The following is a 13,344-nucleotide window of genomic DNA, read 5'->3' on the forward strand; positions in this document are numbered from 1 at the left end:
CGGACCGGCGTCACCCCGGCGGTTCGTCACGACGACCACACCACCGTCTCTGCACCGGTGTAATTGGAGAGACGGATTCGGCCGTCGATCGACCTGATCCACTCGCGTCTGCGACGCGTGCCTTTCTCGTCCCTCTCTTCTATTGTATAATATTGACAATACCAAACAATACTAACTGGGGTCGGGAGAGTAAAGCGTTTTCATCCTTCGGCGGCTACCTCGAGGTATGCTCCGGTGGCTCCTGGCGCTGTTGCTTATTCCCTTCCTGGACGCGGTAGTTCTCGCGATCGTCGTCAGCCAGACGCCCTGGATCGGCTGGGTGGGGATGGTACTGCTCGTCGTCCTAACGGGACTGATCGGTATGCTGCTGGTTCGTGCGGAAGGCCGCCGGACCATCCGCAAGATGCAACGCTCGCTCGTCCAGGGCGAAGCGCCGACCGACCAGTTGCTCGACGGCGCCTTGTTGATCGCCGCCGGGGCGTTCCTGCTCACACCGGGGCTCGTGACCGACGTCGTCGGCCTCCTGCTCGTCGTTCCGCCGACGCGCATCCCGATCCGGATGGTGATCAAACGCTACGTCGTCGTTCCCTACGCCGACAAGAAGACCGGCGGTTTCGCCTCCGGAACCGTCTGGACGTACGGCTTCCCCGACGACGCACAGGGGTCCGGCGGATCGCCAACCGACGGCTCGGCCGGTCACGACCCCTCGAGTGGGACGTACGACCTCTCCGAGGACGCTTACACGGTCGACTCCAAGCGCGACGACGACAGCTATACGATCGAGTTCGGCGACGAAGATCGCTCCGACGATTCGGACGACCGCCGCGCTCGGTAGCGATTCTCACCCCACTATCGGAAAGAAACGTTTAAACGTTCCACCCGGCAACAGGGTAATGCGAAGCACGCCTGGGCCAATAGCTCAATCAGGTTGAGCGCCACTCTGATAAGGTGGAGGCTCTCGGTTCAAATCCGAGTTGGCCCATACTTCTACGGCGAGCAAACTCGCGAGCCGTAAATTCTGTATCTGACTCGGATTTGCAGCAGAGAGGAGCTTGCTCCGACCGTGGTTCAAATCCGAGTTGGCCCATACTTTTTGCGACGTGTAACATCGCGGGTCGTGAGTCTGGAATCCGAGCCGGCCGTGTTCTCGTGGCAAACCATCCGTGATATCACCTGATACCGGGCGTTTATTTGCCCTCGTGTGAGTGGCCCCCGTATGCAATCGACGGTTGCAGTGTGTCAGCTCGAACTCGAGGAGCTGGCCGTCGAGACGAACCTCGCGACCGTCCGAGAGCGTGTCGAGTGCCTCGATGACGACGTCGACCTCGCCGTCTTCCCCGAGCACACGCTGACCGGATTCGTCGCCGACGGCCGCATCGAGGCTGTGGCACTCGCACGGGACAGCGAGCCGATCGAAGAGCTGCGATCGCTCGCCGACCGCCGAGACGTCGCACTCGTCGTCGGTTTCGTCGAGGCGACGGCCGACGAGCTGTACAATGCGACCGCGTACGTCGATCCGGCCGGCGACGTCACGGTGTACCGGAAGCGACACCTCTGGGAGGGCGAGACGAGCATTCTCACACCCGGTTCCGAGCTGGTCACGGTCGAGACGCCGATCGGGAACGCGGGGCTGTTGACCTGTTACGATCTCAACTTCGTCGCCGAGAGTGCAGCACTCACCCGCGCCGACGTCACGGCGCTGCTGGTAGCTGGGGCGTGGCCGGCCGCGTACACCGAGAACTGGCAGCTTCTCCTCCGGGCGAGAGCACTCGACGGCGTTCGCTGGGCGATCGGCGCGAACCGTACGGGTGAACGGGACATCCCCGGCTCGCGACGGCTCACGTACGGCGGTCGCTCCCTCGTGGCGCGACCGGACGGCGGCGTCCACTGTGGGCTCGATCGCCAGGAACGAACGCTCGTCACCGAGATCGACTCGAGCGTCCTCGAGACACAACGTGACCTCATCGGCGTGTTCTCGACGTGATACGGACCGTTGTACGTCGGCACAGCAATCCGTATGAGTCCATCGTTCAGGTCGACTCGAGTCGTCGTCGTTCGGTCTCGAACTCCATCTGCAAGCCCGCATCCCGAAGCGCTTCGGTGGCTTCCTCGAGCGTGTCGCTCCCGCGAACGCAGTCGGCGATCGACGACGTCGCAGCGACGGCCGTCGGGTCGAGGTAGAACGTCACCGCACTGGCGGGCGTCGTTCGAAGCGATACCTCGCCGCCGCGGATCGTCCGCGGGCCGAACTCGCCGCGTGCGGCTTCGACCGGAATCCGGCTCGCTTCGGTCTCGACGATCTCGAGGAGCGTCTCAAGTTCCTCGAGTGCGACCAGCCCGATCCCGTCGGTCACCGGGCTCCGGACGCCCGGTTCGTCGCCGCGTGCGAGCACGTCGCCACTGCCGCCGACGCCGAAGACGAGCGCCGAGTCGTACGCGAAGCAGTCCTCGAGTGAGGTGATCGCGCTCATGGTTCGAGGGCGTCGGCGACGATTCGATCGTGGTCGAAGCCCATACCCGGGAGGGAAGCGAGGTCGAACGTCGCCACCCGGCGTGCCTCTTCGCGGGGGTCGGGCGTCGGATCTCCCCGTGGGCTGCAACGGTACGCTGCGCTCACGTTCCCGCGGTCGTCGCGGTCGGGATCGTCGTAGAGGCCGACGAACGTCTCGACTTCGACCTCGAGGCCGACTTCCTCGCGAACCTCGCGAATGCAGGCCTCGCGGGCCGTCTCATCGCGTTCGACCAGTCCGCCGGGCAACACCCACTGCCCTTCGAACGGTGGATGGGCCCGTTCCATGAGCAGGACCTCGCCGTCGTCGACGATTACCGCGTCCGTTGCGAGTGCTCGAACCTCCATAGACCGACGTAGACCGCGCCAGGACTAAGGTACCAGGTCTACGTTCTACGTCCGCTCCTCGAGCGGGCGGATCCGGTGGACGTCGCCGTCGACGAGGATGACACAGACGACGTCGCGTTCTTCGAGGAACGGGTACGCCTCGTGAGCGACGACGACCTGATCGACAATCTCGTCGCCGTCCTCGAGCAGGATGACGACGTGCTCGCCGTCGACGATACGGTCGACGACGCCGACGTACGTCTCCGATCGACCCATCGGCCGGCCGTTCCCTGCAGGCGAAGATCGGTTCTGACGGTCGTCACGGCCCGACTCGGTTCCAGGGTTGGAGCCGGCGACGGGCAAGGCCGTGACGGTGGCGACGACGATCGCACAGAGCGTTCCGATGACGGTTCGTCTCGAGTAGTGGCTTTCGTCCCACATGGTGGGGATGGCCGGGGGTTCACTTATAAACGTCCGGCCGAAGGCGTCTGTCGTCGTTCGCTGACTGTCTCTTCCAGCCGGGAAAATTCTCATTTGACCGGTTGCGGTAGGCTAGCTACTGGCAACCCCTCGTGAGACTCGATGAGTGAACCACCACGACCGGAGTACGACAGTATCGATCCCGAGTACGACCACCTGCGAGAGACGACTGCAGACGAGGACGCCCTCGAGGAGTTGCTCGAGCCCTACGCGGTCGGTCGGGACGACCACGAGAACGCACCGGCGTTCGTGATCCGGCCGAACGACGTCCAGGAGGTCCTCGAGACGTTGCACGACGAGGCAGGGTTCGACCACCTCTCGTGTCTGACTCCCCAGGAGTACCCCGACCGCTACGAATCGATCTACCATCTGACGAGGTTCGACGACCGGCGCGAGGAGGTCACGCTCGTCGTTCCGTTACCCAGCGACGATCCGGTCTGTGAGAGCGCCGAGCCGGTCTTTCGTACGGCCGAGTGGCACGAACGCGAGGCCTACGATCTCGTGGGTATCGAGTACGAGGGGAACCCCGATCTACGACGCATTTTGCTCCCCGAGACCTGGCAGGGCCATCCCCTCTCGCTCGAGTACGACCAGGACAAACCGCAGGTCGTCAGATTCGCAGCACACGAAAACCCCCTCGAGGCGACCCAGAGGGAAGCCGAGTCGGACACGATGTTCATCAACATCGGGCCACACCATCCGGCGACCCACGGCGTCCTCCACCTGAAGGCGACGCTCGACGGTGAGACAGTCGTCGACGTCGACCCCGACGTCGGGTACCTGCATCGCTGCGAGGAGCAGATATGCCAGGAAGGCTCGTATCGCTACCAGATCATCCCGTACTCGAACCGCTGGGACTACACGGCGAACCTGCCCAACGAGTGGGCGGTCGCCCGTGCGATCGAGGACATCGCCGACATCGAAGTCCCTGCGTACGCCCAGGTGTTGCGGACGATGTCGACCGAACTCGGTCGGATGTTGGGACACTTCCTGGCGCTCGGGACGTTCGCGTTAGACGTCTACGGCGACTTCACCGCCATCTTCCAGTACGCCTTCCGAGATCGAGAGGTCGTCCAGAACATCCTGGAGGATCTCACGGGCCAGCGAATGATGTTCTACTACTTTCGACTGGGTGGGGTGGCCTGGGACCTGCCGGAACCGCGCGAGGAGTTCTTCGAGAAGGTCCGTGACTTCCTCGACGACCTGCCCGCGAAACTCGAGGAGTACCACGACCTGCTCGTCACCAACGAGGTCTTCCAGATCAGATGTGTCGACACCGGCGTTCTCGAACCCGATGTCGCCAAACAGTACGGCTGTACGGGCCCCGTCGCCCGCGCCTCCGGAATCGATTACGACCTCCGGCGAGACGACCCCTACGGCTACTACGAGAATCTGGAGTGGAACGTCGTCACCGAGGACGGCTGTGACAACTACAGCCGCGTGCTCGTCCGGATGAGCGAAGTCGAAGAGTCCGCGAAGATCGTCGAGCAGTGTCTCGACCTGCTCGAGTCCTGGCCCGAAGACGAACGCGACCTCCAGAGCAACGTCCCGCGAACGCTCAAACCGGACGCGGATACGGAGACCTACCGGGCCGTCGAGTCGGCGAAAGGCGAACTCGGGATCTACATCCGATCCGACGGAACGGAGACGCCGGCCCGGTTCAAGATCCGCAGTCCGTGCTTTCACAACCTCTCGGCACTACCCGAGATGGCAGAAGGCGGTTACGTCGCAGACCTGATCGCCTCGCTCGGCAGTCTCGACATCGTGCTCGGAAGCGTCGATCGATGATCACGCGACGGCCCGATCGGCCGCATCAGATCTCGGTCGACGACTCCGTGTGGGCGGTCAGCACCTCCGGATCGAGCCGGAAGAACTCGAACGAGACCGCCCGCGGATGCTCGCCGAAGACGTCGTGAAGCGGGATGTGCACCCGGTCGAGTTCCTCGAGCGTCTCGGTCGCGATCGGATCCGCGTCGACGTCCTCGAGTCGTCCCTTGGCGAGGACGCTTTTCCACTTCTCATCTTCGTCGCCGTCGCGTCCGTAGACCACGAACGAGACCTCGCGACCGTCGAGATCGCCTTTCTCCCGATCGGGGCCGACAGAGAGCCGGAAATAAAAGTCCGTCGTGGCCGCGTCGTAGCCGTAGGAGACGGGGATCGAGTGTGGCGAGGTGCCCTCTGGCGTGGAGAACGAGATGACGCCCGTCCCCCCGTTCCCGAGGAAGTCGTCCCGTTCGTCGGCGTCGAGTTCGACGGCGTCGGTGTCTGCCATGGGGCATGATACGAGACACACTGCAAAAAGCCATCCGCCGATTCGAGACGCTACCTTGCCGCTTTCCGGAGACACGTCCGTCTGCCGATCCAGGAACCATGTATGCGCGTGCCGATTCCCCAGCCCGGCTTCGGGACCGTCGGACACGAGGGCGAAAGCTGTACCGAAACCGTCGTCAGAGCACTCGAGGCGGGCTATCGCCACGTCGACACCGCCCAGATGTACGACAACGAGACCGCGGTCGGACGGGCGCTCGAGCGCGCCGACGTCCCCCGCGAGGAGATCTTTCTCGCGACGAAAGTCCACCCCCAGAACCTCGCGCCCGAGGGCGTCCTCGAGACGACCGAAGCGAGTCTGGAACGGCTCGGCGTCGACGCCGTCGACCTGCTGTACGTCCACTGGCCGACCCATGCCTACGAGCCGACCGAAACGCTCCCGGCGTTCGACGAGGTCCGCGAACGCGGCCTGACGAGACACGTCGGCGTGAGCAACTTCACACGCGAGTTGCTCGAGCAGGCCGACGAGATCCTCGAGTCGCCGATCGTCGCCAACCAGGTCGAGGTCCACCCCCGGCTCCAGCAGCGAGACCTGATCTCGTACGCGCGAGACCACGACGTCGCGACCGTCGCCTACTGCCCGCTGATGAAAGGTGACGTGACCGACGTCCCCGAACTCCAGGCGATCGCCGCCGCACACGACGCGACGCCGGCACAGGTGACGATGGCGTGGTTCGCAGGGCGCGAGGACGTCGTCGCGATCCCGAAGGCGACGGGCGAACACGTCGAAGAGAACCTCGCTGGATGCGACCTCGAGCTCTCGGCCGACGACCTCGAGCGGATCGACTCGCTCGAGCGAGGCGAGCGTCTGGTCGATCCCGACGAGGCTCCCTGGAACTAGCTCTCGAGCGTCGCCGGTGCGGCCGGATCGATCACCTCGAGCGGGTGTCGTGGCGTTCGCTCGAGCAGCGCCGCGAGCTGGTCCTCACAGGAGGTGCCGCTGGCGACGACGAGCCGATCCCCGGCCTCGGGTGCGGTGAGCTGCTCGCGAAGGCGCTCGCCGACGTCCATGCTCAACTCGTAGTACGCTCGCTTGTAGCCGAAGCTGCCGGCCATCCCACAGCACTCGACGTCGCTCGCTATCACGTCGTAGCCGAGCCGTTCGAGGACGGCAGTCGTATAGACCTCGAGTCCGAGCGTTCGCTGCTGGCAGTGGGCGTGATATGCGAGATCCTCGCTGCCGGTTCGGAGCGTCGACGGATCGGCCCCGTTTTCGAGCAGGCCGTAGACGTACTCGAGGACCTCGTAGCTGCCGTCCCGGAGCCGTTCGTACGAGCGTTCGGGGAGCAGTTTCTCGTACTCCCGGTGGAAGGCCGCGAGGTCAGAGGGTTCGATTACGACGACGTCACGACCCGCGTCGAGGTGTTCGGCGAGTGCGGCGTAGACGTCACTCGCCCGGTCGTCGGCGGTGGCGATCATCCCCTGGGAGAGTGGGGCGCGACCGCTCTCGGGAACGGCAGGAATCCGGACGTGGACGCCGAGTGCCTCGAGAACGCGGACGGCGGCTCTCCCGCGGTCGACGTCGACGTAGTTGGTGTAGACGTCCGGATAAAGCACGACCTGACGGTCGGCGTCGGCCGGCGAGATTCGAGAGCCACCCCGGGACCGGAACCAGTCTCGCAGCGTCTCGCGTTCGAACTCGGGAAGCGGCCGACGGCTATCGATTCCGACGACGCGCTCGAGGCCGCGTCGGACGGGACCCAGGTCGGCGAGCCAGTTAGAGACGGGCGCGGTCGCGCTTGCGAGTTTCGCGAGCGTCTCGTAGTTGCCGAACAGCCGTTTCTCGAGGTCGATCCCGCCAGGCTCGGCGTCGGGAACCAGCTCGTCGTAGACGAACTCGAACTGGCCGGCGTCACCCGCTCGGTTGAGCCGGTCGCGCACGACGGTGTTGATCCAGGGGACGTCGATCTTCACCGGGCAGGCCTCGACACACCGACTACAGCCCGTACAGAGGTCGTTGAACTCGGCTGCGGAGTCGTAGCCGTAGACGCCGGCCTCCCAGCCGGTCGCGATGCCGCCGGTGTAGGTCTCCCCGCCGAAGGCGTGACCGCCGACGGACTGGAAGTTCGCACACGAGTTCGCACACGCCGAACACCGGATGCAGTACAGCGTCTCCCGGAGTTCGTCGTCTTCGCGCATCGCCATGCGGCCGTTGTCGATCAACACGAGGTGAACGTCCCGCTCGTCCTCGCGGTCTGTGAAGGGACGGTTGGGCTCGGAGACGTCGACGACGGGCGAGTCGACCGGCGGTGTCAGCAAGGAGACGTAGGAGGTCATCTCCTGGCCCGTCCCCGACCGGGCGAGCAACTCGAGAAACGGTGTGAGATCCTCGACCGAGGGAATGATCTTCTCGACGCCGGCGACCGCGACGTGGGTGTCGGGGACAACGGCAGTTTTGCGGGCGTTGCCCTCGCTCGTGACCAGCGCGATCGTCCCCGAATCGGCCGTGACGAAGTTCGCACCGGTCATCCCGACGTCGGCCTCCCGGATCTGCTCGCCCAGTTTCTCCCGGGCGAAGGCGGTCAGCTCCTGGGCGGTCTCGAGTGGCTCCTCGGGGTCGAACTCGGCGTTGAACAGGCGGGCGATCTCGGCTTCGGACCTGTGGATCGCCGGTGCGATGATGTGTGAGGGCGACTCCTCGGCGACCTGGATCACCCACTCTCCGAGATCCGTCTCGACGACTTCGACGCCGTCTCCCTCGAGTGCCGCGTTGACCTCGAGTTCCTCGCTGGTCATCGATTTCGACTTGACGACGCGGTCGGCGTCTTTTTCGCTCGCGACCGCCCGAATGTAGCGATTGGCGTCTGCCGCATCGTCGGCGAGATACACCGTCCCGCCGTTTGCCTCGACGGTTTCGGTGACCTCCTCGATCAGCTCCGGCAGTCGCTCGATGGCATCCTCCTTGATCGCTCTGGCTTCGTCTTTCAGTTCCTCGTAGTCCTCGAGGTCGGCTACCGCCTCGTATCGCCGTCGGTTGAACGCCTGAGTGTTTTCCTCGACAGCCTCGCCCTCGGTCTCGAGCAGGTGTCGGATGCGTTCGGCGCTCGCTTCGCGTGCGTCGCCGCTCATGATTCGCCCCCGTCCTCGAGCAAGACGACGTGGACCGTCTTCGGACCGTGTGCGCCCCGGACGAGCGCGCCCATGTCGGCGGTCGCGCTCGGTCCGGTCGCGACGATCGCGCTCTCACCGTCGCGCAACAGCGGTGCGAGCCGTTCGATCGCCGTCGGCACGTCCGCGACGAGATCCCGTTCGTGCAAGACGGCGACGTGTCGCTCCGGAAAGAGACTGACCTGTTCGCTCCCGTCGGGCCTCGCAGGGAGGACGACGCTGCCGTAGTCGGCGATTCCGAGCGAGGCGGCAGTGACGCCCGTGGTCGCCGCCTCGAGGGTCGCCGGGGTCGGCGCGTCGTCGATCCACTCGGGCAGCGAGACGCCCTCGAACGGGAGTGCCGTGCCGACTGCAGGGTCGCGGACGACCGTCTCGAGGACGTCCCCAATCTCCTTGGCATCGGTCCGCGTGAGCGGGACGTCCAGTTCGGCGAGCGACGACGCGAACTGCTCGGTCGTCGCTGAGTCGACGTTCATGTGCCTTTCTTCGAGGCAGAACATTTCACTGTTGGCCTGCGTCGGCCGCCGCCGGAACTCGAACGGCTCGCACTCGTCGGTATCAGTCGTTAGCCCGCGATCGATTCCGCAACGTCGGTACCACCATCGTCTTCGTCGTCGTCATCCTCGGCTGCTCCGTCATCTTCGTCGTCATCTCCGGCTTCTGTGCCGCCATCACCGTCTCCCTCCTCGGGAGCGTCGACGATGTCGATCTCCTCGGGTTCGATCGAAACCGACTCGCCCTCGACGACGTCGGTTTCGCTCACCGCGGTTTCGTCGACGAGTTGCTGCTCGTCGCCGTCGACGACGATCGTGTACTCACCGGTCGCCTCGACGCTACTGTCCGTGTAGCCGTCGTCGACGCCGAGTTCGTCGTCCGTCGCGTACGGGACGGTGAGTTCGAACGAGCCGTCGTCCTCGAGTTCGCCCGTCTGCTCGTAGACGAACGTTCGACCGGGTGCCGTCTCGAGTTCGACCATCGCAGTCACCGTGGCGTTCTCGTCGATCTCGTCAGGGTCGACGGTGCCCGTAAGCGCCGCGCCCTCGACGCGTTCGAACGTCTTCACCGTCGAGATCACCTCTCCGTCCCAGATCGGGATTCCAAGCTGCTGGAACAGCTCGTCGTCGGCTTCCGCCTGTTCGAGTGCGGACTGGACACCTTGGGTCTCGTTGCCCCACGCCGACTCCAGCCCGAGATGACGGAACGGCAGCGAGTACTGTGCGGTTGGCATCCCGGTTCGTGGGTTTACCATCCCGCCGACGACCGCGTAGTCGTCGTTCTCGTGGACCAGCCGGTAGTGTTCCAGTTCGCTCGCGTCCTCGAGATACAGCGAGGCGAGCATCGTGTCGTGGTAAGCCTCGCTCGAGGCCGGAACGGGCTCGCCCTGGTACTCCCGCTGTTCGACGTACGTCTCGTACTCCGGTCCGGTCCACTCGGTGATCGCGCTGAACTTCCCGCCGGCCATCTCGTGATCGATCATCACGTATCGCAGCTCCTCCTCGAGGTCGCTCTCGGCGACGGCCGCCTCGAGGGCGGCCTCGTCTGCCTCGTGGTCCGGCGACTCGCCGGCTGCGACCGCGTCGAGGTAGAGCTCGCCTTGCCCTTCGTCCTGGGCCGTAAAGAACGCCGCCGAGGAGCGGGCGTTCGACTGGAACGGGTTCGAGTGAGGGATCCGTTCGCCCTGGACCGTGATGAGGTGGCCGTAGTCCCACCACGACAACACGCCGTAGGTACCCGGTGGATAGTCGTAGCTGCCGTCCTCGGGGTAATCGTAGCTGCCGTAGTACTCGAGGCGGTCGGCGTTTTCTTCCTCGCCCCAGTCACCCGGCTCGGGCGTGTTCGCGTTCAGCCAGTGGGTCGCTTCCTCCCAGGTCGTCGCGTCCTCGCTGGGTCCGACGTGGTTGCCCCGCTCCCACGCCGTGTCCCCGCTGGCCGCGACCGGCGGGAGCAACGGTGCAAACAGGAGCATGACGACCATCACGAGGACGATGATCTGGTAGGCCTCGACCTCCCGGAGCGACTCGTACCCGCTCCGGAGGTCGACGTCGAGATCGAACAGCCGAACGACGTCGGCGACGAAGACCGCGTTGACGATCGCGACCGCGAGCACGAGGTAGTAGGCGAATCGCATCTGGGTCATCGACATGCTGATCAGAAACAGCGACCAGACGACGACCAGCGTGTATTCGGCACGGTACTCGCGTCCGAAAAACGGCCGGGCGACGAGGAAGGCAAGCCCGGCGAGCATCGTGTAAAACGCCGTGCCGAACTCTTCGAAGACGTGGCCGGTGTAGTCAGGTGGGGGCTGGGCCTCGGCGATGGTGAGTCCCGCGCCACGCTCACCGATCGGCAGGACCCGTCCCTGCAGGTTCGAGACGAACGTGCTGTAGAAGTCCGGGAGGACGAGCGCCATCAGGCCGAACGCGACGACGACGAGTCCGCCGATCGCCACGGGATAGTACCGGCGGTCGGCCCCGTACTCGTTCCACTGTCGGGCCAGCCAGGCCATGAAGACGGAGCCGACGGCGACGAGTGCGGCCGACACCGGTTGGAGGTAGCCGAAACTCGTCACACTCGTTCCTGGCTCCTCGATCAAAAGCGCCGTCAGCACCGCGGTCAGGCCGAGACTGATCGCGCCGACGAAGGCGACGTGGTCGGGCGAGACGCCACGGACGTAATCGAGACAGAGCTGCACCGCGAAGAAGACGCCGAAGATGCCGATCAGGACGACGCCTGGCGGCCACGACCAGATATACAGCGTCAGGGCGATCCCGGCGAGAACGCTGTAGAGGGCGGGTTCGCGAAGCGCGTCGACGTCTTTGTCGGCGACCAGTTCCCAGATCGGCTTCTCGCGTTCGGCTACCCGCAGTGCAGCCATCATCGCGAGCACGGCGATCGCCATGAACAACACCTCGGCGACGTGGTGCTGGAGCTGTCCTGTCGTGGTTCGATAGAAGAACGTTCCCGGTGCGAGCGCGAGCAGGACGATCGAGACGATACCGCCGATCGTTCCGCCGAGACGTCGTCCCATGTAAAACACCGGAATCGCGACCAGCGCTCCCATCACCGGAACGGCGAGCAACGCGACCGTATACAGCGTCTCGGTGGAGGGGTCGCCGAGCCCGACGATCATCGCTGCGATCACGATGAGCTGGTCGAACAGCGTCCCGAACTGGCCGACGTACCGGCCGTCGGGAAAGCTGGTCCAGACCTCATACGGCATCGTGTAGGGGAAGTTCTCCGCCGTCCACTGCACCGTTCGCCAGTGATACCACGAGTCGACCGCTGCCAGGGCGGGCGCGCCCTCTTCCATGGCGAACCGGTCGTACGCCCGGATCCGTGCGAGGAACATGAACAGTATCACGACCCCGAGTACGGGGATGTGATACCACTCGTCCCACCGCTCGAGGAAGGTCGCCTCGACGTCCTCCTCGAGACGCTCGGTGTCGGTACTCATTAGGTTCCACCAGTCCCAAGCCAAGAATAAGCCTTGTCATCTGGTCGCGTCGCTTTCACGTTCGATGGCGAGCGTGCGTGACGTCTCGCTCGATGGTCGACGCCGCCTGTGGGAAACGACAAGGCTTATTGACCGATCACGGAAACCGGAACGCGATGAAGATCTCCGTCGTCGTCTGTACCTACGCGATGGAGCGATACGACGTCTTCACCGAGTGCGTCGAGAGCGTGCTCGCACAGACGTACGAGCCGCTCGAGGTCGTCCTCGTCGTCGACGGAAACGACGCCGTCTTCGAGCGCGTGCGGGAGGATTTCGGCGGCCTCGAGAACGTCGTGCTCCACTGCAACGAGGAAAACCAGGGCATCTCCTACAGCCGGACGAAGGGGGCCGAGATCGCGACCGGTGAGGTCGTGGCGTTTATCGACGACGACGCCGTCGCCGAGGAGGACTGGATCGAGGAGCTAGCTCGAGTCTACGAGGAGAGCGATGCAATCGCCGTCGGTGGCCACGCGAAACCAGACTGGGTGACCGAGAAACCGGACTTCTTCCCCGCGGAGTTCTACTGGCTCGTCGGCTGTGACGAACGCGGAATGGGCGAGCACATGGAAGAGCTCCGGAACACCTACGGCTCGAACATCTCCTTTCGCCGGGACGTCTTCTTGAACGTCGGTGGCTACGACGAGAACACCGGCCGAAAAGGGGACCGCCACATCCAGGCCCACGAAGCGCCCGTCTGTATTCGCATGGCCAACAAGTACGGCAAGGGTGTGATCTACAACACCGATGCCGTGGTTCATCACAAGTTATTCGACTATCGTGGGGACTTCAGGTGGCTGGTATTCCGGTCGTTCTGGCAGGGCTACTCGAAGCGAATCATGGACATCCTGTTGCCCGAGGCCGCGGGTGACAAGAACGAGTACCTGGGACAGCTGCTGCTCGAGTTCGTCCCGATGCGACTGAAAGAGCTCGTGCGTGAACCGTCGTCGGCGAAGGCGAAACAGCTCGTGACGATTTTCCTCTTTACGGCGGCCGTCGGGTTCGGGTATCTGTACGGGTTGCTTGAGGTCGATCGGTCCGAACTCGTCGACAGTCGAGACGCTGTGGCTGGTGACTGACGGCCCTCTTCTGGCTTCAGCGC

General features: G+C 64.5%; 12 protein-coding genes and 1 tRNA gene. 6 read left to right on the plus strand and 7 right to left on the minus strand.

Going from position 1 to position 13,344, the window contains the following annotated elements; genetic code table 11:
* Positions 1 to 226: 226 nt before the first annotated feature.
* From QQ977_RS11690 to QQ977_RS11700, 3 genes are all read left to right on the plus strand, one after another.
* Positions 227 to 835 (plus strand): FxsA family protein, encoded by a 609-nt coding sequence (locus QQ977_RS11690; protein ID WP_285925934.1) that lies wholly within the window; start codon positions 227 to 229, stop codon positions 833 to 835.
* Between the two features lie 73 nt (positions 836 to 908).
* Positions 909 to 982, plus strand: a tRNA-Ile gene (locus QQ977_RS11695).
* Between the two features lie 234 nt (positions 983 to 1,216).
* Positions 1,217 to 1,984: a carbon-nitrogen hydrolase family protein gene (locus tag QQ977_RS11700; protein WP_285925935.1), complete on the plus strand. Its 768-nt coding sequence runs from the start codon at positions 1,217 to 1,219 to the stop codon at positions 1,982 to 1,984.
* Between the two features lie 46 nt (positions 1,985 to 2,030).
* Here the strand turns inward: QQ977_RS11700 and QQ977_RS11705 are convergent, their stop codons facing one another.
* From QQ977_RS11705 to QQ977_RS11715, 3 genes are read right to left on the minus strand one after another with little or no spacing between them, the layout of a single operon-like run.
* Positions 2,031 to 2,471 carry a DUF1152 domain-containing protein gene (locus tag QQ977_RS11705; RefSeq protein WP_285925936.1) on the minus strand — a complete coding sequence of 147 codons (441 nt, stop codon included), beginning with the start codon at positions 2,469 to 2,471 and terminating at the stop codon, positions 2,031 to 2,033.
* Positions 2,468 to 2,857, minus strand: coding sequence for an NUDIX domain-containing protein (locus tag QQ977_RS11710; RefSeq protein WP_285925937.1), 390 nt, complete (start codon positions 2,855 to 2,857; stop codon positions 2,468 to 2,470). The genes QQ977_RS11705 and QQ977_RS11710 overlap by 4 nt, the downstream gene beginning before the upstream one ends.
* Before the next feature lie 45 nt (positions 2,858 to 2,902).
* The gene (locus tag QQ977_RS11715) at positions 2,903 to 3,277 is read right to left on the minus strand and encodes a hypothetical protein (protein ID WP_285925938.1); all 375 of its coding nucleotides are present in this window, start codon (positions 3,275 to 3,277) and stop codon (positions 2,903 to 2,905) included.
* Positions 3,278 to 3,418: 141 nt separating this feature from the next.
* Between QQ977_RS11715 and QQ977_RS11720 the strand changes: the two genes are divergently transcribed.
* On the plus strand, positions 3,419 to 5,104 hold the full coding sequence (locus QQ977_RS11720; protein WP_285925939.1) for an NADH-quinone oxidoreductase subunit D: 1,686 nt from the start codon (positions 3,419 to 3,421) through the stop codon (positions 5,102 to 5,104).
* A gap of 25 nt (positions 5,105 to 5,129) precedes the next feature.
* On the opposite strand, the gene QQ977_RS11725 is transcribed toward QQ977_RS11720, so the two are convergent.
* Positions 5,130 to 5,588: a pyridoxamine 5'-phosphate oxidase family protein gene (locus QQ977_RS11725; RefSeq protein WP_285925941.1), complete on the minus strand. Its 459-nt coding sequence runs from the start codon at positions 5,586 to 5,588 to the stop codon at positions 5,130 to 5,132.
* Between the two features lie 102 nt (positions 5,589 to 5,690).
* Between QQ977_RS11725 and QQ977_RS11730 the strand changes: the two genes are divergently transcribed.
* On the plus strand, positions 5,691 to 6,485 hold the full coding sequence (locus QQ977_RS11730) for an aldo/keto reductase (protein WP_285925942.1): 795 nt from the start codon (positions 5,691 to 5,693) through the stop codon (positions 6,483 to 6,485).
* Here QQ977_RS11730 and QQ977_RS11735 read toward each other — a convergent pair.
* From QQ977_RS11735 to QQ977_RS11745, 3 genes are all read right to left on the minus strand, one after another.
* Positions 6,482 to 8,713 (minus strand): LUD domain-containing protein, encoded by a 2,232-nt coding sequence (locus tag QQ977_RS11735; RefSeq protein WP_285925943.1) that lies wholly within the window; start codon positions 8,711 to 8,713, stop codon positions 6,482 to 6,484. The two genes, QQ977_RS11730 and QQ977_RS11735, sit on opposite strands and share 4 nt — an antisense overlap.
* Positions 8,710 to 9,228 (minus strand): LUD domain-containing protein, encoded by a 519-nt coding sequence (locus QQ977_RS11740; protein ID WP_285925944.1) that lies wholly within the window; start codon positions 9,226 to 9,228, stop codon positions 8,710 to 8,712. Before QQ977_RS11740 ends, QQ977_RS11735 begins: the two co-directional genes overlap by 4 nt.
* A gap of 89 nt (positions 9,229 to 9,317) precedes the next feature.
* Positions 9,318 to 12,206, minus strand: a complete 2,889-nt coding sequence (locus tag QQ977_RS11745; protein ID WP_285925945.1) for an oligosaccharyl transferase, archaeosortase A system-associated — start codon at positions 12,204 to 12,206, stop codon at positions 9,318 to 9,320.
* Between the two features lie 155 nt (positions 12,207 to 12,361).
* Here QQ977_RS11745 and aglG point away from each other — a divergent pair, with 155 nt between their 5' ends.
* Positions 12,362 to 13,321: a glucosyl-dolichyl phosphate glucuronosyltransferase gene (aglG, locus tag QQ977_RS11750; protein ID WP_285925946.1), complete on the plus strand. Its 960-nt coding sequence runs from the start codon at positions 12,362 to 12,364 to the stop codon at positions 13,319 to 13,321.
* The last annotated feature ends 23 nt before the right edge of the window (positions 13,322 to 13,344 follow it).

The organism is Natrialbaceae archaeon AArc-T1-2 (genome assembly GCF_030273315.1).
Lineage (GTDB): Archaea > Halobacteriota > Halobacteria > Halobacteriales > Natrialbaceae > Tc-Br11-E2g1.